Consider the following 19,329-nt stretch of genomic DNA (forward strand, 5'->3'; position numbering starts at 1 on the left):
TCTGCCGGTGATTGTTGAGACTTGCAACTGAGAAACTTTCTAAGTATCACTCTCGCCGTGGCCACCCCGCGAACACCTGCCGTCAAGGGGTCTACGCCCCGCGCTGGTCGGTGGCGCGCGGGCAGCCTCGCGCGCGAGGGGATCGAAGAGGATGCCCGGGTCGCGTCCATGCTGGCGTGCGTGCGATCCTCGGGGCTCAAGCTGACGCCGCAGCGCCTGGCGATCGTGCGCGAGCTCGCGGCCGATCCGACGCACCCGACCGCGCAGGAGCTGTTCGAGCGGCTCCGGCCGGCGCTGCCGACGATGAGCTTCGCCACCGTCTACAACACGCTGGATGCGCTGGCGTCGGCGGGGCTGTGCGTCGCCCTGTCGCTGTCGCCCGGCGCCTCGCGCTTCGATCCGAACATGGATGCGCACCATCACGCCGTCTGTGACCGCTGCGGGCTCGTCCGCGACGTGCCGTGCGAGCCGAGCGAGCTGTTGGCCGAGCGCTTGGACGAGATCGTCCCCGCGCCGCTCACGGCCGCGCCCGGCTTCGAGGTCCGCGCCGTCGAGCGGATCTACCGGGGGCTCTGCGCTGCCTGCGCGAAGGGCAGGCAGGACGAGAGCGCGCACGCAGCGGCGCGCCACGCCGGGCGCAGCGAGGAAAACAATCGACTCCGCCCCGCAGGGGCTCGACGGGCGCGGCGCCCTGAACATGGCTAGCGGAGTCTCCGCGCCGCCGAGCTGACCTGCGGGCACCAGGGATCCATCGTCCCAGCCGTTCAACCAAGGAGAGCGAACACCATGACCACCAAGCAGCTTACGGGCACGAAGACGCACCAGAACCTGAAGGACGCGTTCGCCGGGGAGTCGCAGGCCAACCGCCGCTACCTGTATTTCGCAAAGGTCGCCGACGTCGAAGGTCGCCCCGATGTCGCGGGTCTCTTCAAGGACACGGCGGACGGCGAGACGGGCCACGCGCACGGCCACCTCGACTACCTCCGGCAGGCCGGCGACCCGGCGACCGGTCTGCCGATCGGCAACACGGAGAAGAACCTGAAGGCCGCCGTCGCCGGCGAGACCCACGAGTACGAGACGATGTACCCGGGCTTCGCCAAGGAGGCCCGCGCCGAGGGCTTCGACGACATCGCCGAGTGGTTCGAGACGCTCGCCAAGGCCGAGAAGTCTCACGCCGGGCGCTTCCAGAAGGCGCTGCAGTCGCTCGACTTCTGATCTCGACCCATGAGAGAGCGCGAGCGCCCCGGATCGCGCCGAGCCGTCGGCGGCTCGACCCGGGGCGCATGCGCCGTCGCCGTCCGGTGCCGCGCCACGCGGCGAGCGGCTCCATCGTCTCGTATTTCCAGAGGATGTTGAGAGGAACCGACCCGTGAGCGTCATTCGGCGTGCACCAGACCGTCCGCCGGCGACATCGCCGAACGACGAGCGATATCTCGATCCCCGCGACCTCGAGGCAGAGCTGCGGCGGACCTTCCAGATCTGTCACGAGTGCCGCATGTGCGTCGGGTACTGCGGCTCGTTCCCCGAGCTCTTCGCCCGCGTCGACAGGGACATCGAGTCCGGTGTCGCCGAGGGCGCCGAGGCCCTCGCCTACGACGACTTCAAGGCCATCGGCGACGAGTGCTGGCAGTGCAAGCTCTGTTACATCAAGTGCCCGTACACCGCCGACGAGCACGCCTACGAGCTCCTGGACTTCCCGCGCGTGCTCGCGCGCGAGCGCGCGGTGCGCGCCCAGCGGGAGGGCATCCCGCTGGTGGACCGGATCCTCGGCGAGCCACAGCTGATCGGCGCGCTGGGCTCGGGCCGGGCCGCGCCGCTGGCGAACCTCGTGCAGGCGAGCCGCCTGCTGCGCAAGGTGCAGGAGAAGGTGACCGGGATCTCGTCGGAGTTCCCGCTCCCGGAGATGGCGCGCAAGCCGTTCTCGTCGTGGTTCGTGGAGCACAGCGCCGCGCCGGACGCCGGCAAGCAAGGCGCCGTGGTGCTCTTCGCGACCTGCTACGGCGAGTACAACACGCCCGGGGTCCCCGAGGCAGCGGTCCGCGTCCTCGAGCACAACGGCTACGCGGTGCACGTGCCCGGCTGCACCTCCGCGGACGATCCGCAGGACGCCCCGGCGGGCGCGCTGACATGCTGCGGGATGCCGAACCTCGACGGCGGCGATCTCGAGGCCTTCACCGCGAAGGTGAAGCAGAACGTCGAGCTCCTGCTCCCGCACGTCCGCATGGGCAGGAAGATCGTCGTGGTCGGCCCGACGTGCGGCTACACGATGAAGAAGGAGTGGCCGGAGTACCTGCAGACGGCGGAGGCGCGCGAGGTCGCGGCCGCGACGCTCGACATGATGGAGTTCCTCGTCCAGCTCGGGCGCGAGAAGAAGCTCAACCGCGAGTTCAAGAAGGGGCTCGGCACGATCGCGTACCACGCCGCGTGCCACCTGCGCGCCCAGAAGATCGGCTTCCCGGGCGCCAGGGTGCTCGGCGTCGTGCCCGACACCGAGGTGCGCGTCATCGAGCAGTGCTCGGCCGTGGACGGCACGTGGGGGATGAAGGCGGCCCACTACGAGACCGGCCGCAAGTACGCATCGAAGCTCGTGCGCGGCGTCGCGGATGCGGACGTCATCGTCAGCGACTGCACCCTCGCCGGCCTCAGGATGGTCAAGGAGAACGGCGCGAAGGTGCTGCACCCGGTCGAGGCGCTCGCCCACGCGTACGGGCTCGGACCGACGTCGCACCTCGGTTCGAAGTCGTGAAGAGACGTACGGGAGACGTAAACGAGACGTCGAAGAGAGGAGCCGTCATGCGTCCCATCGATCGCAACGAGGTGCTCGGGATCGGCGAATACGAGGCGATCCGGGAGCGATTCCGCAGCCGCATCATCGAGGAGAAGCGGGCCCGCCGCGTGCGGATCGGAGACCACATGACCGCGGTGTTCGAGAACCGCGACTCCGTGCTCTTCCAGATCCAGGAGATGCTCCGCACCGAGCGCATCACGAGCGAGAGCGGCATCCTCCACGAGATCGAGACGTACAACGATCTCATCCCGGGGGAGGGGCAGCTCAGCCTGACGCTCTTCGTCGAGATCCCGGACCGGGCGCTGCGCGATCGGATGCTCGTCGATCTTGTCGGGCTGGAGGACACGGTGTCGATCGAGGTCGACGGCATCGCCGCGCGGGCGCACGGCAAGCGCGACGAGGCCATCCTGGAGGACCGCACGACGGCGGTGCACTACCTCAAGGTGGATCTCCCGGCCGAGGCGCAGGCCGGGATCAAGGCAAAGAAGGCGACGGTGTCGCTCGCGATCGCGCACCCGCGCTACGCGGTGAAGGCGCCGCTCGGGAGAGCGACCCTGGAGAAGCTCGCCGAGGACCTCTCCTAGCCGCGATGGTCTCGCTCGATCGCCCGATCAAGTTCGAGGACGTCGACGCCGCGAACATCGTCTTCTTCGCGCGCTTCCTCAACTACGCGCACGAGGCGATGGAGCGCTTCTTCGCGCCGCTCGAGGGAGGCTACGCCGCGCTCATCCTGAAGCGGCGGATCGGGCTGCCGGCGGTGCGGGTCGAGGCCGACTACGCGGCGCCGGTGCGTTACGGCGAGACGCTCCGCATCGAGACGTCGGTCGTCCGCGTCGGCAGGCGGAGCGCCACGCTCCGGTACCGCATGATCCGCACCCACGACGGTGTGCTTGCGGCCGAGCTCCGGCACACGGTGGTCACCACCGACCTGGTACAGCTGGCGTCGGTCCCGATGCCGGAGGACGTCCGGGCCCTGCTCAGCGCCCACCTCGATCTCGAGCAGGCGCCCGCCGGCGCCGGTCAACGGGTGTGAGCGCGCGGCCGGCGCGCCCGCGCGCACGCGCGCGCACGCGGGTCGATGAAGCGGCGACGCCGCGGATCCAGCTCAAGCGGCGGGTCGAGCTGACGCTCCTCCGCGACAGGGCGCACTACGACGCGCTCGTCATGGGCGCCGTCGCGAACGCCCGCGTCTCGGTGTGGATCGCGACGGCCAACGTGAAGGAGCTGCGCGTCGAGGCGCCCATCGGATCGAGGGCGCGGGCGCGCGGCCGGTACATGTCCTTCCTCGACTTGCTCGACGCGCTCGCCGCCCGCGGGGTCGAGCTGCGCCTGCTGCACGCCGGCGTCCCGTCGCGCGCCTTCCGCGCCGAGCTCCGCCGCCGGCCCCGGTCGCCGATCGCGATGCGGCGCTGCCCGCGCGTCCACCTGAAGATGATCGCCGTCGACGGCGCGCTCCTTTACCTCGGCTCCGCGAACCTCACCGGCGCCGGGCTCGGGGCGAAGGGCGATGGGCGGAGGAACTTCGAGGCGGGCGTGCTCACGGACGACGACCTCCTGCTCGACGAGATGCAGGCGACGTTCGAGGCGATCTGGACGGGCGCCGAGTGCAAAGGCTGCCGGCTCCGGCCCCTCTGCCCGGGGCCGCTCGACGAGCTCGACAAAATCCCGTTGCGCTGACGGCATTGATGGCCGATGAGCAGCGCATGAGCACCGCGGGACCGGACCCCTCCGACCTCGATCGAATCGCCGTCGCCGCGCTCGCGCGCGTGAACAGCGGGATGCTGCTCGGGCTCGGCACCGGGCGCGCGGCCGAGGCCTTCATCCGCCGCCTCGGCGAGCGCGTCCGCGGCGGCCTCCAGATCCGGGGCGTCGCCACGTCCGAACGCTCGGCGGCGCTCGGCCGCCGCGAGAACATCCCGATGGTGCCGTTCGACGAGGTCGAGCGCCTCGACGTCGCCGTGGACGGCGCCGACGAGGTGGCGCCCGATCTCGGGCTCATCAAGGGCCTCGGCGGCGCGCTCCTCCGCGAGCGCGTGGTGGCCTACGAGGCCGCGGAGTTCATCATCCTCGTGACCCCCGAGAAGCTCGTCGAGAAGCTCGGCTCACGCGTGCCCATCCCGGTCGAGGTGGTGCCCTTCGCCAGCACGTCGGCCGCGCGGCACCTGACCGCGCTCGGGGGCAAGCCGGCGATCCGCAAGAACGCGGACGGGTACCCCCTGCAGACCGACAACCACAACTGGATCCTCGACACCGCGTTCGGCCCGATGGACGCGCCCGCAGCGGTCGACGCCCGCATCCGCAAGATCCCCGGCGTCGTCGACACCGGGCTCTTCCTCGACATGGCCACCCTCGTGCTGGTGGCCGACAAGGGCGCGGTCCGAGAGCTGCGTAAGCAGCGCTAGCGCGCCGCTCTGTGCTGCTCGGCCTCGCTAGCGGGCCTGCCGCTCCAGCCTGCGGGCCAGGTCGTCGAGCGCGAGGTTGCCTGGGGCGCCGAGCGACACGCGCGCGCGGAGGCTCGCCGCGGCGTCGCCGGCCGGGAGCGCCGCGATCTCGGCCGCGACACTCCGGTAGGCCTCGCGGAACGGGATGCCCTGCACCGCGAGCTCGACGGCTCGATCGGTCGCGAAGCACTCGGGCGTGATCGCGCGGGCCATGCGCTCGCGGTCGAACGCGAGCCCCTCGACGAGCCGCGGCAAGAGGCGCGACGTCGCGAGCGCCTCGTCGAGGCCGCGCATCGTGGGGCCCTTCGTGAGCTGCAGGTCGCGGTGGTAGCCGGACGGGAGCGCCACGAGGGACTGCACCTCGGCGAGCGCCCCCTGCACGACCGAGCAGGCCGCGCGCATGAGCTCGATGACGTCCGGGTTGCGCTTCTGCGGCATGATCGAGGAGCCGGTGGTGAACGCCTCCGGGAGCCGGATGAACGCGAGCTCGCTCATCGCGAACAGGCTGAGATCCCACGCGAGCCGGCGGATCACGGCGACGACCTGCCACGCGGCCGCCAGGATCTGCGCCTCGATGATGCCGCGCGACGTCTGGGAGGCCAGCGGGTTCAATGCCACGCCAGCGAACCCGAGCTCGCGCGCGACGCCGGCGCGATCGAGCGGCAGGTTCACGCCGAAGCCGGCGGCGCCGCCGAGCGGGCAGCGGTCGACGAGCGCCCGCGTCGCGCGGATGACATCGACCGCGTCGGTGAGCCCCTCGACGAAGGAAGCGGCCCAGTAGCCGACGGACGACGGCACCGCCCGCTGCAGGTGCGTGTAGCCGGGCATCGGCGTCTCCGCCTCGCGCCGGGCGAGCTCGAGCAGCGCGCGGGCGCCGGTCGTCGCGTGCTCGGCGAGCTCGTCCAGGGCGTCACGCTCGTAGAGGCGCATCGCGACGAGCACCTGGTCGTTGCGGCTCCGGCCGGTGTGCACCTTCTTGCCCGCATCGCCGATGCGGGCGACAAGCGCAGCCTCGATCGCGCTGTGACCGTCCTCGTCGTCCTCGGTGAGCCGCAGCTCGCCGGCCTCGTTCTGCGCTGCGAGCACCTCGAGCTCGCGGACGAGCGCGTCCCGCTCCGTCTCGCTGAGCACGCCGATCCGCGCGAGCCCGCGGACGTGCGCGATCGTGGCCCGCAGGTCGTAGGCGAGCAGGCGCTGATCGAGCTGCCAGTCGTCGCGCGAGGTGTAACGCAGCATTTGGGCGTCGGTCGCGCCCCCTTTGTCCCAGAGTCGTACGCTCATTCAGCTCCCCAGGCTCTCGTCCACGAGAGCACGGATCTCCGCAAGCTTCTTGGCCTTGCCCTCATCCAGCGATCGCGCCTTCGCCGCGCCGGCCGCGAGCTCTCGCTCGAGCTCGCGCAGGTCGTCCTCCGCCGTCCGCGCCGGCCGGCGCTTGCCGAAGCCGAGCGCGCGGGCCAGCCAGCTCCTCGACTCGCCGATCGCGTAGTCGTCCGCGGCGATGCGATCCGGGGCGGCGCGCAGCATGCGGACGAGCGCGATGTTGGAGCTGGCCCAGACCGCCGACTCGTCGAAGTGGGCGCGCGGCGTCACGTCGAGGTGCCGCGCGGCGGCCCGGTCGGGCACGTCGTGCAGCCGGCAGTGAATGGCGAGCGCGAGCGCGAGCTCGTCGACCGGCATCTTGGTCGCCGAGTGCACCTGCACGCCGCCGCAGCCCTTCGCGTACAGGTACGAGCCGTTCGTCGCGAGGACGCCGAAGCCGAGCAGCACGGCGGCGAGATCGACGGCGGGCTCGCGGTCCGGCGGCGCGAGCGCGTGGAAGGTGCCGGCCTCGCTCAGGAACATGAACGACACCGCGCGCACGAACGCCGTCGTGAGCACCGTCGGGTTGCGGAGCTCGCCCGCGGAGACGGCGACCCGGTAGCCGCCGTCGTCGCGCCGGGCCACCCGCTCGAGCTTCGTCTCCAGCGCCATCCCGCCGCACGCACCGCTCGAGCAGCTCACGGTGCTGGCCTGCCCCTCCGGGCTGACCACCGCGAGCTCCACCGGGAGATCCTGGAGCCCGGCGTGCTCCTGCACCCGCAGCATCAGGGCGGCCACCGTCTTGGGCGAGCCGTCGTACGGATCGGGGAAGAACTCGGCCGTCGGTTGCACCAGCCCCCGCACCGGCTCTGCGCCGTGCTGGAGGAGCGTGGAGGTCGTGCGAAGGATCCAGCGGATCTGGGATTCGTCCGGGAGGTCCATGGGGTTACTTTATGCCACGGCCGCCCGCCGGTCGCGCGGTAGGTGCAAGGGGAGGGGGGGCCGACGCCGGCGCGGGCCTCGGGGCGCGATTTTTGGCGATTTTTTGTCCATGCCACTTCCTTTTCGACGGAGGTCACCGACCGCGTAAAGTTGTGCCCCCATGACGGAAGAGGCGAACGACATCTCCGAGAGGAAAGCCGACCACATCGAGCTCTGCGCGACGGGCGATGTCGGATTCCGGGCCAAGACCACGCTTCTGGAACAGGTCGAGCTGATCCACGACGCGCTCCCGGAGCTCTCCCTCGACGCGATCGACACCTCGGTGCTGCTGCTCGGCAAGCGGCTCCGCGCTCCGCTCCTGATCGCGGCCATGACCGGCGGGACGGAACGCGCGCAGGCGATCAACCGGGAGCTGTCGCAGATCGCCGAGGAGCGCGGGTACGGCTTCGGCCTCGGGAGTCAGCGCGCGATGCTGAACGGCGAGGCCTCCGCCTCGTACGAGGTCCGCGAGCACGCCCCGACGACCCTCGTCCTCGGGAACATCGGCGCCGTGCAGGCGCGGTCGCTGTCGACGGAGGCGGTCGCCGAGCTCGTGGCCCAGGTCGGCGCCGATGCGCTCTGCGTCCACATGAACCCCGCGATGGAGCTGGTCCAGCCGGGCGGCGACCGCGACTTCACCGGCGCGCTGGAGGCGATGAGCCGGCTGGCGAACGGCCTCAGCGTGCCGGTCGTCGCGAAGGAGACCGGCTGCGGGATCGGCCCCGGAACCGCGTACCGCCTGGTCAAGGCAGGCGTCCGCAACCTGGACGTCTCCGGCGCCGGAGGAACATCGTGGGTCGCCGTCGAGACGGCGCGCGCCAACGGCGCAGCCCGCTCCCTCGGCGAGGCGCTGCGCGAGTGGGGCGTCCCGACGGCCGCGTCGGTGCTCATCGCTCGCACCATCCGTCCTCGCTTCAAGACGATCATCGCGACCGGGGGCATCACGAGCGGCCTTGACATCGCTCGGGCGCTTGCGCTCGGCGCGCACGCGGCCGGGATCGCTCGTCCGGTGCTCCAGGCCTTCGTCTCCGGAGGACGGGACGCCACGGTGCGGTACCTGGAGAGCATCGAGGCGGAGCTCCGGGCGGTCATGCTGCTCGTCGGGGCGCGCGACGTCGCGTCGCTCCGGAAGACTCCTGCGCTGCTCGGACGGGAGCTGCGCCAGTGGACCAAGCTGCTGAAGCAGATGGAGAAGGCGTAGTCGTGGAGGTGGGCGGGCCGGGAAGGCGGGGGTCCGGTCCCCGAGGTAGGGCGAGCGCGCCCGAGCCGACATCGCTGACCGCGGCCGGGGCCGCGAGGCGCCGGGCGCTCGCCCCCTCGGCGGCGGGTCCGGGCGGCGCCGGCGGCCCGCGCTCGACGCTTCCGTCCGGTCAGCCCCGCATGATACGGTCCGAAGCTCTGGAGAACCCCGGGATAAAATGACGGAGAAAAAAGGGCGTCCGAGCGATCGTCCCCCCGAGGACCTGAAGAAGGAGCGTGATGCCTTCATTCAGCAGTTCTTCCGCAAGGGGGCGCAGCTGACCGAGGAGCTCCTCCGCGAGAACGAGCGCCTTCGTGACAAGATCACCGAGCTCGAATCGGAGAACGGCAAGCTGCGCGCGCACCTCGCGAGCGACTCGGCCATCCGTGACCTGCTCCGCAAGATCGAGGAGCTCGAGCAGGAGAAGCGCGACCTCGTGACGCAGTCGGTGCGGATGGTGGCGGCCTCGGACCGCTTCAACAGCCGCTACTCGGAGGCGGAGGGGGAGCTCGCGAACCTCGCGAACCTGTACGTCGCCCTCTCGCAGCTGCACGCGGCGCGCAACGTGCGCCATGTCCTCCGCAACCTGAAGGAGCTCCTGGCGCAGTTCCTCGGGGCGGGCGCCTTCTCCGTGTACCTGGCGTCGCCTGATGGTAAGGAGCTCGTCTCGATCGCGAGCGAAGGTGTGGCCGTCGAGGAGATTGTGCGCATGCCGGTGACCGAAGGCATCGCAGGCCAGGCATTCTCGAAGGGGGAAATCTTCTTCGACGAGGCCAAGGACGTCTCCAAGGGGAGCATCGAGGAGCCGGCGGCGGTGATCCCGCTCGACTTCAACGGGCGCACCGTGGGTGTCATCGCGATCTTCAGCACGCTCCCGCAAAAGACGGAGTTCGTGAACGTGGACACCGAGCTCTTCAAGCTCCTCGGGGCCCAGGCCGCCCCCGCCCTCATCAACGCGCGGCTCTTCACCGACGCCGGCCGGAAGGTGCCCGGCGTCCAGGCATTCCTGGACCTGGAGGACTGATCATGGCCGAGTACTCGTGTCTGATCGTTGAAGACTCGCCCATGATGCGGCAGCTCTTGGTCTTCGCGCTGGCGCGCGTGAAGAACCTCCGCGTCACCGAGGCGGACGATGGCGTCGACGGTCTCCGCAAGCTCGCCTCGACCAAGTACGACGTGATCATCACCGACATCAACATGCCGATCATGGACGGGCTCAAGCTCGTCAAGCGCGTGCGCACCGATCCGGTCCACAAGGACACCCCGATCATCATCATCACCACCGAGGGGTCTCAGGAGGATCGCCAGCGCGCGCTGCAGCTCGGCGCGAACGCGTACATCACGAAGCCCATCCAGGCGCCGCAGGTCATCGCCAAGGTCAAGGAGCTCCTCAAGATCGACTGAGGCTCGCGCCGGCCCTGCGCCGCCAGCCGGGGCCACGGCGCTCTCGCGGCCGGCCACGTGGCCCGGGCAGCGCGGCGCCCCTCGCGCGGCCGCGACGGCCGGCGTCGCCGCGAGCCCCGCGCCAGGCTCAGGGCTTCGGGCCGAACTTCAGGAGCACGCGGTTGCGGCCGGTGCGCTTCGCCTCGTAGAGCGCCTCGTCAGCCGCGGCGATGAGCTCGACGCCGCTCTGCACCGGGACCACGGGGTGCGCCGCGACGCCGACGCTGATCGTCGTCGGCACGCGGACGCCCTCGTGCTCGAAGAGCGACCCCTCGATGAGGAGGCGCAGCCGCTCGCCGAGGATGCCCGCGTTCTCCAGCGTCACGCCGCGGCACAGGATGCCGAACTCCTCTCCGCCGTAGCGGGCGAACACGTCCTCGGTCCGCACCGTGTTGCTCGCGATCTTGGCGATCCTCGCAAGGACGTAGTCGCCGGCGAGGTGCCCGAAGGTGTCGTTGATCTTCTTGAAATGATCGACGTCGAACATGAGCAGCGACAGGTGCGCGCTGTGCCGCCGCGCATACGAGACCTCGCTCTCCAGCCGGTCCAGGAAGTACTTCTTGTTGAACGCCTTCGTGAGCGCGTCGCGCAGCGCGGCGTCGTACATCTGCTGCTGAAACGACTCGTCCAGGTGGTCGTGGTACGTGAACTTGAGGACCGTCGTCGAGCCCAGGCGGATCTTGTCGCCGTCGTGCAGGGCGAGGCGCGTCACGTGCTCGCCGTTCACCAGCGTCCCGTTGGAGCTGTTGAGATCCTCGATGAGGACCTGGTTGTCCATCTGGAGGAGGCGGGCGTGGCGCCGCGAGATGCCGTCGTCGTTCAGCCGGATCGTCGCCCCCGCGGCCCGGCCGATCACGATCTCGGCGCCCTCGACCCGGTACATCTCGCCGACGTTCGAGCCGGCGAGCACGATGAGGTAGGCGCGATCCTTCGGCGAGCGCGCCGAGAGCTCCTTCTGGAGTTCCCCAACGTTGGCCACCCGCGTGGCCTCGAAGTCATCGTCGGGGGAGTAGTTGCCCATGCTCCCTGAGGATGATCCTAAATCCTTGATACAGGTTCAAGCGGGAGGGCATGGCACCGGCGATGTTCCTTGCCCGGTAGGATGCGCGACGAGCTCCGCGCGCGCTTCCGGCGTCTCGCAACGTCTCGCCGCGGCGCTCCCGCTCACCGGAGCGCTCAGGCAGCCCTGCCGAGCGGCACCACGAGCTGCTCGACCCAGAGCTCGCCCGCCCGGAGCTCGACGAACGTCGCGTCGGCGTGTCCCGCCCCGTAGGTGGAGACGGTCCCGCTGCGCACAAGCTCGCCGGCAGGACGCGCTCCGCCGCGCATCCGGTCGACGTCGCTCCGCACCGAGCACGGCGCCTCACCCACCGAGCCGACGTTGATGATGCGCACGCCGCCCACCATCCGGTCGAACGGGACGTGGGAGCCACCACAGATCACGACATCCGCCGGGTCGTCGCCGAGGAGGGAGAGCACCTCCTCGTCCGTCATGTCGTGCGAGATCGGCTCCAGCGGATCCGCAGGGGAGCCGTGGACCAGGACGAGCTCGCCGCCGTCCTCGAGCGGCAGGCGGTACGTCGGGGCGAGCCGCGCCAGCCGCGCAAGGATCAGCTCGCCCAGCTCGGTGCGCGTCTGGGCCAGACGATCGAGCCGCGCCCGCTCGTGCTCGCTCCGCGGCCTGACCTTGTCGATGTCCAGTGTCGCCAGGGCGCGATCCGATACGCCCTGTACGCAAACCGCCTTGGCCTGCGTCAGCCGGCGCCACGTCTCGAGCGGCTTCGGGCCGGGAAAGCAGAGATCTCCGGCGACCAGGAGCTGGGTGTAGCCTCGGCGCTCGGCGGTCGCCAGGACCGCCGCGAGCGCGTCGGCGTGGCCGTGGATATCCGAAACGCAGAGCAATCGCACCCGGCGAGCATAGGATCTGAGAGCGACGCCGCCAAGGCGCGAGGCGATGCCTGGCGGCGATAAACTGGCGGTCGGGCGCTGCGGAACCGGGGTTCGCGCCCCCGCGGACTTGCTAGCCTCCGGCCATGCAACAGGTCTCGAGGCTCCTGGAGATCGCGAACGCGATCGATGAGCAACGCGTGAGGGACCGCGCGGCGCGGCTGGCGCCCCGCCTGCACCCCGGGACGATGGCCTTCGCCATCGCGGCGCTCCTCACGGCCGCCTACCCGGCGATCGGCGCGATCATCGAGGCAAATCCGGAGTTGGCGGAGCGGCTCGCGGCGGAGGGGCACCAGACGGCCCGCGACCGCGCCACCTACCTGGCGCGGATCCGTGACCGCATCGGCGACGTCTCGGACGCCGCTCGCGTCCGGCGGGAGCTCCGGCGCATCGCGCGCGAGGAGCGGATCCGCATCGCGCTGCGCGAGATGCTCCCGCCGTCGGCGGGGGGCGCGGACATCGACGTCACCGCGCGTGAGCTCACCGCGCTCGCCGAGGCCACCATCGAGGTCGCGCTCGCGGAGGCCGTCTCGGCCGTGACCGCGCGGTTCGGAGAGCCGCGCACCGCGACCGGCGCGCGCTCGAAGTTCGTCGTCCTCGGCATGGGGAAGCTCGGCGGCGACGAGCTCAACGCGGGCTCCGACGTGGACCTGATCTACCTCTACGACACCGACGAAGGGCACGTGGGCCCCTCCGGCGACCGCGCCGTCTCGGTCACCCTGCACGACTTCTGGGCCCGCGTCGCGCGCCGCCTCACGGCGACGCTCGAGGAGGTCACGGAGGACGGGTTCGTCTGGCGCGTGGATCTCCGGCTTCGCCCCGAGGGGCGGAGCGGCCCGCTCGTCAACTCGCTGGCCGCCGCCGAGCGCTACTATGAGTCGTTCGGCCGCCTCTGGGAGCGCGCCGCGCTGCTCCGCGCCCGCGAGATCGCCGGTGATCTCGACTTCGGCGCCGAGGCGCTCGGGGTGCTCGGCCCGTTCGTCTGGCGGCGCCAGGTCGATCCGCAGCTCGCCGTCGACATGATCGAGCTCGTCGAGCGCGCCCGCGCGGAGCTCTCTCACGACGCGTCGCGCGACCTGAAGCTCGGCCCCGGCGGGATCCGCGAGGCGGAGTTCTTCGTGCAGATCCTGCAGCTCATCTGGGGAGGGCGGGTGCCCCGGGCGCGCGCGCAGGGCATGCTCGACGGCCTCAGGCGCATGCGCGCGCTCGGGTACGTGACCGACCGGGAAGGGCGGGAGCTCGTGGAGGGCTACCTCGCGCTCCGGCGCGCGGAGCACGCGGTCCAGTCCGCTACCGGGCTGCAGACGCACCTGCTCCCCGACAGCGACGCGGAGATCGAGCGCCTCGCCCGGACGCTGCGCTTCAAGGACGCCGCGGCGTTCCTCGCCGACACAGCGCAGCGCCGGAGCCGGATCAAGGCCCGGCTCCTGTCGCTCCTGCCGAAGGGGAGCTCCCGGCCGTCGCGGTGGATCGAGGCGATGGCCGCGCTCGATCACGGCGATCGCGACGCCTTCGCCGAGGCGCTCGCGAAGCACGCCGTGCTCGTCCTCGGCGGCGCCGGGGGAGAGCCGGAGGCCGCGGCCGCCGACGTCGCGGCGGCCGAGCTCACCGCGCCGCCCGCCGGCGCGCCGCCCGAGCCGGGCGCGAACGCCTCGCTGACCGCGCGGTTCCGCGACGTCGCCGACGATCTGTTCGAGCTCTCGCGCCACCCGGATGGCCTGCTGGGCGCCCGCAGCCGCGAGGCGTCCTCGTCGCTCGCGGAGACGCTGCTCGCCGCGGTCGTCGACGCCGCCGATCCGGAGCAGGCCGCGCGCTTCCTCCGGCTGTGCTTCTCCCGCATCAGGCACTCCGCCGTCTATGCGCGCATGCTCGGCGACGATCCGCGCGCGCTCCGCAGGCTCGTCGAGGCGCTCGGGTCGAGCGCGTTCATCGGCGACGCCATGGTCAGGTACCCCGAGCTCGTCGACGTCGTCCTGTTCGCGCGCGGCGCGCCGAGCGCCGACGTCATCAGGCACACGATCGAGGAGAGCCTCAGCGAGGCCGCGCCGGACGACGATCCGGAGGAGGCGCTCATCGCCGCGCTCCGGCGCGCGAAGGCGCGCGTCACCATCGAGGTCGGCCTCGCGGACCTGAGCGGCGAGGTCGGCACGCGCGAGGCGACGCTCGCGCTCTCGGATCTGGCCGACGCGTCGCTCGAGGCCGCGACGCGCTTCGCGCTGGGGACGCCGCCCGGGGAGCCGGTGCGGGGGCTCGCCGTGATCGCGATGGGCAAGCTCGGGGGGCGCGAGATCGGCTACGGCTCGGACCTGGACGTCTTCTTCCTGTTCGATCCGACGTGCGCGCCGTCCGGCGATCAGGGGCCCGGCTCGGATCCAGGCACCTACTACGCGCGGCGCGCGCGGCAGATCATCCGGCTCATCTCGATGTCGCACGCGGCGGGCCCCGGCTACGAGCTCGACACGCGCCTGCGCCCGTCGGGCAGCCAGGGGCTGCTCGTCACGTCCATCGACTCGTTCGCTCGCTACCACGGCATCCGCCCCGCGGACGGGGCGGCCCTGGCGCCTGCGGAGCCGGAGCCGTCGCCCGCGCGGCACATCCACGCGGCGATCTGGGAGCGCCTCGCGCTGATCCGGGCGCGCGCGTCGGCCGGCGATCCCGGGCTCGGGGCGGAGGCGATGGCGATCGCGCACGAGGCCGCGTACCTCCAGGCGGACGACTTCGATCGGATCGCCGAGGAGATCCACCGCCTCCGGCTGCGCATGGAGCGCGAGCTCTCGCACGAGCGCCGCGGTCGCCGCGACTTCAAGCTCGGGCGGGGCGGCCTCGCGGACATCGAGTTCGCGGTGCAGCTCCTGCAGATCCGCCACGGCGCCGACCCGCGCGTCAGGACCACCGAGACGCTCGCGGCGATCGACGCGCTCGCCTCGGCCGGGTACCTCTCGGCCGCGCACGCCGAGATCTTCCGGGAAGGCCACGCGTTCCTGCGCAAGCTGGAGCAGCGGATCCGCATCGTGCACGCGGACGCCTCGCAGCTGCTCGAGGAGAACGCGCCCGGGGTCCCGCTCCTCGCGCGGCGCACGGGCATCCGGGGCCGCACCGCGGCCGAGGCCGCGAGGGAGCTGCTCGCGCGCTACGGCGCGATCACCGAGCGCGTCCGCCGTGCGTACGAGGCCATCGTCGCGCCCGGTGCGGCGCCGAGCGCGGCGTCCGGGGGGGAGGCGAGCGCGCCGGGCGACGCGCGCTGATGGTTGCCGTTGACCCTCGACCGGGCGCGGTGGAATGTCAGGCGATCCGATGAACACCCAGAGCGAGAAGAACGCAGGCGCGGCGGTCGGGCGCCGTCTGTTCACCCAGGTGACCTCCCTCGACAGCCTCATCGGCGCGCACCCGGATGCGTTGAGGCAGATCTACGGGAAAGGGACGCCGGCGGATCCGGCGGAGCTCGGCGACGCGCCGCGAGGGCGCCTGCTCGCCCTGCAGCCGACGGTCGGGGTTCACCTGGCGACCCGCCCGCTGATCAGGGCGCTCGCGTCGAGCTGGATGCCCTGGAAAGGGAATGAGTTCGACCATGGAGGCAACTCCGGCACGAACGTGGTCCTCGGGAGCAAGGTGTGCCGCTTCAAGGCGCAGCTCGTGCCCTCGGAGCTCGACGGCGAGCCGACGCTCGCGCTGACCTACAGCGAGAAGGCGTTCGGCAATCCCTGGCCGGTGAGCGCGCTCAAGGACGAGCTGCGGACCGTGTCGACCGGGGTCGCGATCGGGCCGGTGCTGTTGAAATGGCAGGGGGGGTGGCACGTCGTGCTCTGGTTCGGGCTGACGCGCGTCGATCCACAATAGACGGCGCTCGGAATCGAAAGGCCCGGGGCGCCGCCGGCGCGCGCGGTCAACTCCGGCCGCGCTCGCGGCGCGATTGCGCGCAGCCGCTGGAGCGGCGTGCTCCATCACAATCACCCACGCGTCGATCCGTTGTGTGTTCGTGTCGCGCACATGTCGCAGGCGCGGAGATCCGCTGTTCCATCCGTCCGACGCCGAGGTGGGCGCGTCCTGCGCGGAGGCGGTAGTCAGGAGTATCAGGGTTCACCTTAATCTACTATCGCTTCATCCCTGCTCTTTGCTGGACATACTTCCCGAATTCTACGCTCTGGCCTACGATAGAGACTGGGCGGCAGCAGGGTACCTTTGCTCGCATCGCCCGGGAGGCTCGAAATGTTGACTTGGTCGAGCAAGGCGGGAGTCTTGATGGCTGCGATCGCCGTAGCGCCGGGCGTCATCGCTGGCTGCTCCTGCGGCGATACGGGAGGCACGGCGACCCTGGCATCCGGCGGCGCGGGGCCTGGCGGCGGGGGCGGAGACGGAGGCGGCGTTGGCAGCGGCTTCGGTGGCATCCTGGCGAATGTCGGCGGGGGCGGCCTGGGAGGTAACGGCTCGTGCGAGGGCCTCGAATGCCAGCAGGTCCAATGCGAGAACGGGGCGAAGACCACGGTGAGCGGCACCGTCTACGACCCCTCGGGCAGACTGCCCCTCTACAACGTGATTGTCTACGTTCCGAATGCGCCGCTCGATCCGCTCACCGACGGCGCGACCTGCGATCAATGCAGCGCGACGCTCTCGGGCTCGCCCCTCGTGACGGCCCTGACCGACACGAAAGGGAGCTTCATCCTGGAGGACGTGCCGGTCGGCGAGAGCATCCCGCTCGTCGTCCAGGTGGGCAAGTGGCGGCGCGAGATCACGGTCCCGGTGGTCGAGAGGTGCAAGGACACCGCGACGGATGCCGGGACCATCCGGCTGCCGCGCAGCCAGGCGGAGGGGCACATCCCGAGGATCGCGCTCACGACGGGCGGCGCCGATCCGCTCGAGTGCTTGCTGCGCAAGCTCGGGATCGACGAGAGCGAGTTCACTCCGGAGACCGGGACAGGGCGGATCAACCTGTTTGCCGGCCGTGGCGACGCGGGTCACCCCGTGACGACGCGGTATGCGGACGGCCTCAATCAAGGTGTGGAGTTCACGCCGGCCACGAGCCTCTGGGGGACCGTCGACAGCCTGCGCCAGTACGACATGGTGATCCTCGCCTGCGAGGCCGATCCGCACGTCGAGGACAAGCCGGAGACGGCGCGCCAGGCCATGGTCGATTACACCTCGATGGGCGGACGCGTGTTCGCGTCCCACTGGCACAACGTCTGGCTGAAGCGGGGGCCGGCGCCGTTCCCGAGCACGGCGGTCTGGGACAACTTCAACGAGGACCCGGTGAGCCCCCTCACGGCGCTCGTGGACACCACGCTTCCGAAGGGGCAAGCCCTGGCGGACTGGCTCGTCAACGTCGGCGCGTCGACCGCGCCCGGCGAGATCGTGATCAACGGGGCGCAGCACACGGTGAACGACGTGGTCGAGGGCACCTCGACCCGGTGGATCTATTACAACGAGCCTGAGCCGGCCGGGGTCCAGTACTTCACGTTCAACACGCCCATCGGCGTCGACGAAGATCAGCAGTGCGGGCGCCTCGTGTTCACGGACATCCATGTCTCCGCGGGCGACGTCACCGGCCCGCCCTTCCCGGAGGGGTGTTCCGAGGAGGAGCTGACGCCTCAGGAGAAAGCGCTGCTCTTCATGCTGTTCGACCTGTCGTCCTGCATCGTGCCCGACGACGAGGAGCCGCAGGTTCCCATTCCGCAGTGACGCCCCCCGTTCGACTCCGCCGGCCCGCTCTCCTCCGTGGGCCGGCCCCGGAGCCCTCTGCCAGGGCTGCATGACGGACCTCAGCGTTCTCCCGACAGACGTCGTCCCCCTCCCGAGCTGACGCAAACGATGCTTGGCCACGTGCCGGAAGCGGGCGCCCCGCCACCGGCCGAGCATCGGGCATCATCGGGCATCATCGGGCCATGCCTGAGCGCTTCTCCGGAACACCCTGCTGCGATCCGCTGCGCCTGACGCGCGAGGCCGTGAGCCCTGGAGCGTCGGTTCTCACATTGCGCGCGATCGGCCGGAGGCTCACGCTGCCAGCCACTCCGCCGCTCTGCCTCGCCGCGCTGCGACAGCGATTGAGCAGAGCAAGACGGCAAGGAGGACGACAGCAAAGACAAGACGCTGTCACGGTGGGAAGCACCACGCACATACGGAATGTCATCCATGCATGGCCCGGGGATCCTGCTAGCATGAATCTCAGCCGCAATGCGGTGCCACTCCCGAGCCTGGGTCGCTGGTTTCGGCTCGCCCGAAGGAGCATTCCTACGATGGTCCAGCATCGCCCTACGCCAGCGGCTGCATGTGGGACCATCGAGCGCGGGCCTCGCGAAGGCGGCCGCGCGCCGCGGTCTCTCGGGGCATCGCAGGGGGCCGGGCGCGCGGAGGCGCTTCTGCCGCAGAGCGGGATGGGGGGTATGTGCGGAGCGATGGAGGGCGATGAAGTTCAGGTCTGTCCTGCGTCCCTGCCGCCGTCCTCGCGCCGGTACCTCGCTGGCCGGCGCGGTGACGCGGGCTGCTCGCTCTGCGCGAGGCGCGCGCGGGGGGGGGCGACGCTGCCGGGCCTCGGCGGGACGGCGTACCACTTCCTGACCGCCACATGGGTGGTCCTCATGGTCGGCGAGCCGTCGCCGTCGCAGCCCTGACCGGGCGCCGCTGGGATCTGTTGTTGCAGGAAAAATGCAGGCGGGCGCTCCGCGACGCGCGGCGCGCCCGACGCTGCGGCTCAGCTGGCCGACCGCCTTCCGGCCGTCGCGCGCTTCTGGCCGGCCCTCTGCGCGCCTGGCTGCGCTGACCTCGTCCGCCGCGCTCCGCCGCGCCCGCCGGCAGGCGGCTGCCTCGCCGCGCCGGCGCGCTGCGGTGCCGCCCGCTTTGTGCTCGCCGCCTTGCGCGCCGTCTTCCGCCCGCCGGCCGCCGCCGGCCCGGCCGTGCCCCGGGCGCGCCCCGCCGCCGCCCCGCCGGCTGCGGCCCGCTTCCTCGTAGCAGCCGCTTTCTTGGCCGCGGCGCTCCGCGGCCGGCTCGTCTGGCCGGCGGCCGCCTTCCTCGCCGCGCTGCCCGTCCTCGATTTCGCCCCCGCCTTTGCCCCCGCACCCGCAGTGCTGCTCCGCGCCGTGCCCGGCCGCGCCGCGGCGCCTGCTCCTGTCTTGCGCGCCCCCTTCCCGGCCTGGGTCGCGCGCCGGGTCGGACTCGCGGTCTTCCTCGCGCCGGTGGCCGCGGCCTTGGTCCTCGCGCCG

The 19,329-nt window shown here is 71.4% G+C and carries 18 protein-coding genes; 14 read left to right on the plus strand and 4 right to left on the minus strand.

Annotated elements, in window-relative coordinates; translation table 11 throughout:
* Nucleotides 1–57 precede the first annotated feature (57 nt).
* From WMF17_RS09270 to rpiA, 7 genes are all read left to right on the plus strand, one after another.
* Nucleotides 58–705 (plus strand): Fur family transcriptional regulator, encoded by a 648-nt coding sequence (locus WMF17_RS09270; RefSeq protein ID WP_437648941.1) that lies wholly within the window; start codon nt 58–60, stop codon nt 703–705.
* 81 nt (nt 706–786) lie between these two features.
* Nucleotides 787–1,215 (plus strand): rubrerythrin family protein, encoded by a 429-nt coding sequence (locus WMF17_RS09275; RefSeq protein WP_437579236.1) that lies wholly within the window; start codon nt 787–789, stop codon nt 1,213–1,215.
* Nucleotides 1,216–1,369: 154 nt separating this feature from the next.
* On the plus strand, nt 1,370–2,746 hold the full coding sequence (locus WMF17_RS09280) for a hypothetical protein (protein WP_437648942.1): 1,377 nt from the start codon (nt 1,370–1,372) through the stop codon (nt 2,744–2,746).
* A 47-nt stretch (nt 2,747–2,793) separates the two neighbouring features.
* Complete coding sequence (locus WMF17_RS09285) at nt 2,794–3,372, plus strand: DUF3501 family protein (protein WP_437601602.1); 579 nt, start codon at nt 2,794–2,796, stop codon at nt 3,370–3,372.
* Between the two features lie 5 nt (nt 3,373–3,377).
* Nucleotides 3,378–3,821, plus strand: a complete 444-nt coding sequence (locus tag WMF17_RS09290) for an acyl-CoA thioesterase (RefSeq protein WP_437601603.1) — start codon at nt 3,378–3,380, stop codon at nt 3,819–3,821.
* On the plus strand, nt 3,818–4,465 hold the full coding sequence (locus WMF17_RS09295; protein ID WP_437601604.1) for a phospholipase D family protein: 648 nt from the start codon (nt 3,818–3,820) through the stop codon (nt 4,463–4,465). Before WMF17_RS09290 ends, WMF17_RS09295 begins: the two co-directional genes overlap by 4 nt.
* Before the next feature lie 26 nt (nt 4,466–4,491).
* On the plus strand, nt 4,492–5,190 hold the full coding sequence (gene rpiA, locus WMF17_RS09300) for a ribose-5-phosphate isomerase RpiA (protein WP_437601605.1): 699 nt from the start codon (nt 4,492–4,494) through the stop codon (nt 5,188–5,190).
* Between the two features lie 27 nt (nt 5,191–5,217).
* On the opposite strand, the gene argH is transcribed toward rpiA, so the two are convergent.
* Nucleotides 5,218–6,510 (minus strand): argininosuccinate lyase, encoded by a 1,293-nt coding sequence (gene argH, locus WMF17_RS09305; protein ID WP_437648943.1) that lies wholly within the window; start codon nt 6,508–6,510, stop codon nt 5,218–5,220.
* Nucleotides 6,511–7,470, minus strand: coding sequence for a hypothetical protein (locus WMF17_RS09310; RefSeq protein ID WP_437601607.1), 960 nt, complete (start codon nt 7,468–7,470; stop codon nt 6,511–6,513).
* A 160-nt stretch (nt 7,471–7,630) separates the two neighbouring features.
* Between WMF17_RS09310 and fni the strand changes: the two genes are divergently transcribed.
* From fni to WMF17_RS09325, 3 genes are all read left to right on the plus strand, one after another.
* Complete coding sequence (fni, locus tag WMF17_RS09315) at nt 7,631–8,710, plus strand: type 2 isopentenyl-diphosphate Delta-isomerase (RefSeq protein WP_437601608.1); 1,080 nt, start codon at nt 7,631–7,633, stop codon at nt 8,708–8,710.
* A 217-nt stretch (nt 8,711–8,927) separates the two neighbouring features.
* Complete coding sequence (locus WMF17_RS09320; RefSeq protein WP_437488618.1) at nt 8,928–9,773, plus strand: GAF domain-containing protein; 846 nt, start codon at nt 8,928–8,930, stop codon at nt 9,771–9,773.
* Between the two features lie 2 nt (nt 9,774–9,775).
* Nucleotides 9,776–10,153, plus strand: coding sequence for a response regulator (locus tag WMF17_RS09325; RefSeq protein WP_012234398.1), 378 nt, complete (start codon nt 9,776–9,778; stop codon nt 10,151–10,153).
* 127 nt (nt 10,154–10,280) lie between these two features.
* On the opposite strand, the gene WMF17_RS09330 is transcribed toward WMF17_RS09325, so the two are convergent.
* Nucleotides 10,281–11,213 (minus strand): diguanylate cyclase, encoded by a 933-nt coding sequence (locus WMF17_RS09330; protein ID WP_437601609.1) that lies wholly within the window; start codon nt 11,211–11,213, stop codon nt 10,281–10,283.
* 155 nt (nt 11,214–11,368) lie between these two features.
* Entirely contained in the window at nt 11,369–12,100 is a 732-nt protein-coding gene (locus WMF17_RS09335; protein ID WP_437601610.1) for a metallophosphoesterase family protein, read from the minus strand.
* A 125-nt stretch (nt 12,101–12,225) separates the two neighbouring features.
* Here WMF17_RS09335 and WMF17_RS09340 point away from each other — a divergent pair, with 125 nt between their 5' ends.
* From WMF17_RS09340 to WMF17_RS09355, 4 genes are all read left to right on the plus strand, one after another.
* Nucleotides 12,226–15,384 carry a bifunctional [glutamate--ammonia ligase]-adenylyl-L-tyrosine phosphorylase/[glutamate--ammonia-ligase] adenylyltransferase gene (locus WMF17_RS09340; protein WP_437648944.1) on the plus strand — a complete coding sequence of 1,053 codons (3,159 nt, stop codon included), beginning with the start codon at nt 12,226–12,228 and terminating at the stop codon, nt 15,382–15,384.
* 49 nt (nt 15,385–15,433) lie between these two features.
* Entirely contained in the window at nt 15,434–15,976 is a 543-nt protein-coding gene (locus WMF17_RS09345) for a hypothetical protein (protein WP_437601612.1), read from the plus strand.
* A 402-nt stretch (nt 15,977–16,378) separates the two neighbouring features.
* Nucleotides 16,379–17,812, plus strand: coding sequence for a carboxypeptidase regulatory-like domain-containing protein (locus WMF17_RS09350; RefSeq protein ID WP_437648945.1), 1,434 nt, complete (start codon nt 16,379–16,381; stop codon nt 17,810–17,812).
* Nucleotides 17,813–18,525: 713 nt separating this feature from the next.
* On the plus strand, nt 18,526–18,741 hold the full coding sequence (locus WMF17_RS09355) for a hypothetical protein (RefSeq protein WP_437601614.1): 216 nt from the start codon (nt 18,526–18,528) through the stop codon (nt 18,739–18,741).
* The last annotated feature ends 588 nt before the right edge of the window (nt 18,742–19,329 follow it).

Origin of the sequence: Sorangium sp. So ce362, from assembly GCF_051519845.1 — a bacterium.
Classification (GTDB): domain Bacteria; phylum Myxococcota_A; class Polyangia; order Polyangiales; family Polyangiaceae; genus Sorangium.

Bases quoted from the DNA above. Each gene is read 5' to 3' on its own strand.
- WMF17_RS09275 (WP_437579236.1), top strand. From the start codon at position 787: ATGACCACCAAGCAGCTTACGGGCACGAAGACGCACCAGAACCTGAAG.
- WMF17_RS09345 (WP_437601612.1), top strand. From the start codon at position 15,434: ATGAACACCCAGAGCGAGAAGAACGCAGGCGCGGCGGTCGGGCGCCGT.
- WMF17_RS09330 (WP_437601609.1), bottom strand. From the start codon at position 11,213: ATGGGCAACTACTCCCCCGACGATGACTTCGAGGCCACGCGGGTGGCC.
- argH (WP_437648943.1), bottom strand. From the start codon at position 6,510: ATGAGCGTACGACTCTGGGACAAAGGGGGCGCGACCGACGCCCAAATG.
- WMF17_RS09320 (WP_437488618.1), top strand. From the start codon at position 8,928: ATGACGGAGAAAAAAGGGCGTCCGAGCGATCGTCCCCCCGAGGACCTG.
- WMF17_RS09325 (WP_012234398.1), top strand. From the start codon at position 9,776: ATGGCCGAGTACTCGTGTCTGATCGTTGAAGACTCGCCCATGATGCGG.
- WMF17_RS09285 (WP_437601602.1), top strand. From the start codon at position 2,794: ATGCGTCCCATCGATCGCAACGAGGTGCTCGGGATCGGCGAATACGAG.
- WMF17_RS09340 (WP_437648944.1), top strand. From the start codon at position 12,226: ATGCAACAGGTCTCGAGGCTCCTGGAGATCGCGAACGCGATCGATGAG.
- WMF17_RS09310 (WP_437601607.1), bottom strand. From the start codon at position 7,470: ATGGACCTCCCGGACGAATCCCAGATCCGCTGGATCCTTCGCACGACC.
- WMF17_RS09355 (WP_437601614.1), top strand. From the start codon at position 18,526: ATGGAGGGCGATGAAGTTCAGGTCTGTCCTGCGTCCCTGCCGCCGTCC.
- rpiA (WP_437601605.1), top strand. From the start codon at position 4,492: ATGAGCACCGCGGGACCGGACCCCTCCGACCTCGATCGAATCGCCGTC.
- WMF17_RS09290 (WP_437601603.1), top strand. From the start codon at position 3,378: ATGGTCTCGCTCGATCGCCCGATCAAGTTCGAGGACGTCGACGCCGCG.
- fni (WP_437601608.1), top strand. From the start codon at position 7,631: ATGACGGAAGAGGCGAACGACATCTCCGAGAGGAAAGCCGACCACATC.
- WMF17_RS09350 (WP_437648945.1), top strand. From the start codon at position 16,379: ATGGCTGCGATCGCCGTAGCGCCGGGCGTCATCGCTGGCTGCTCCTGC.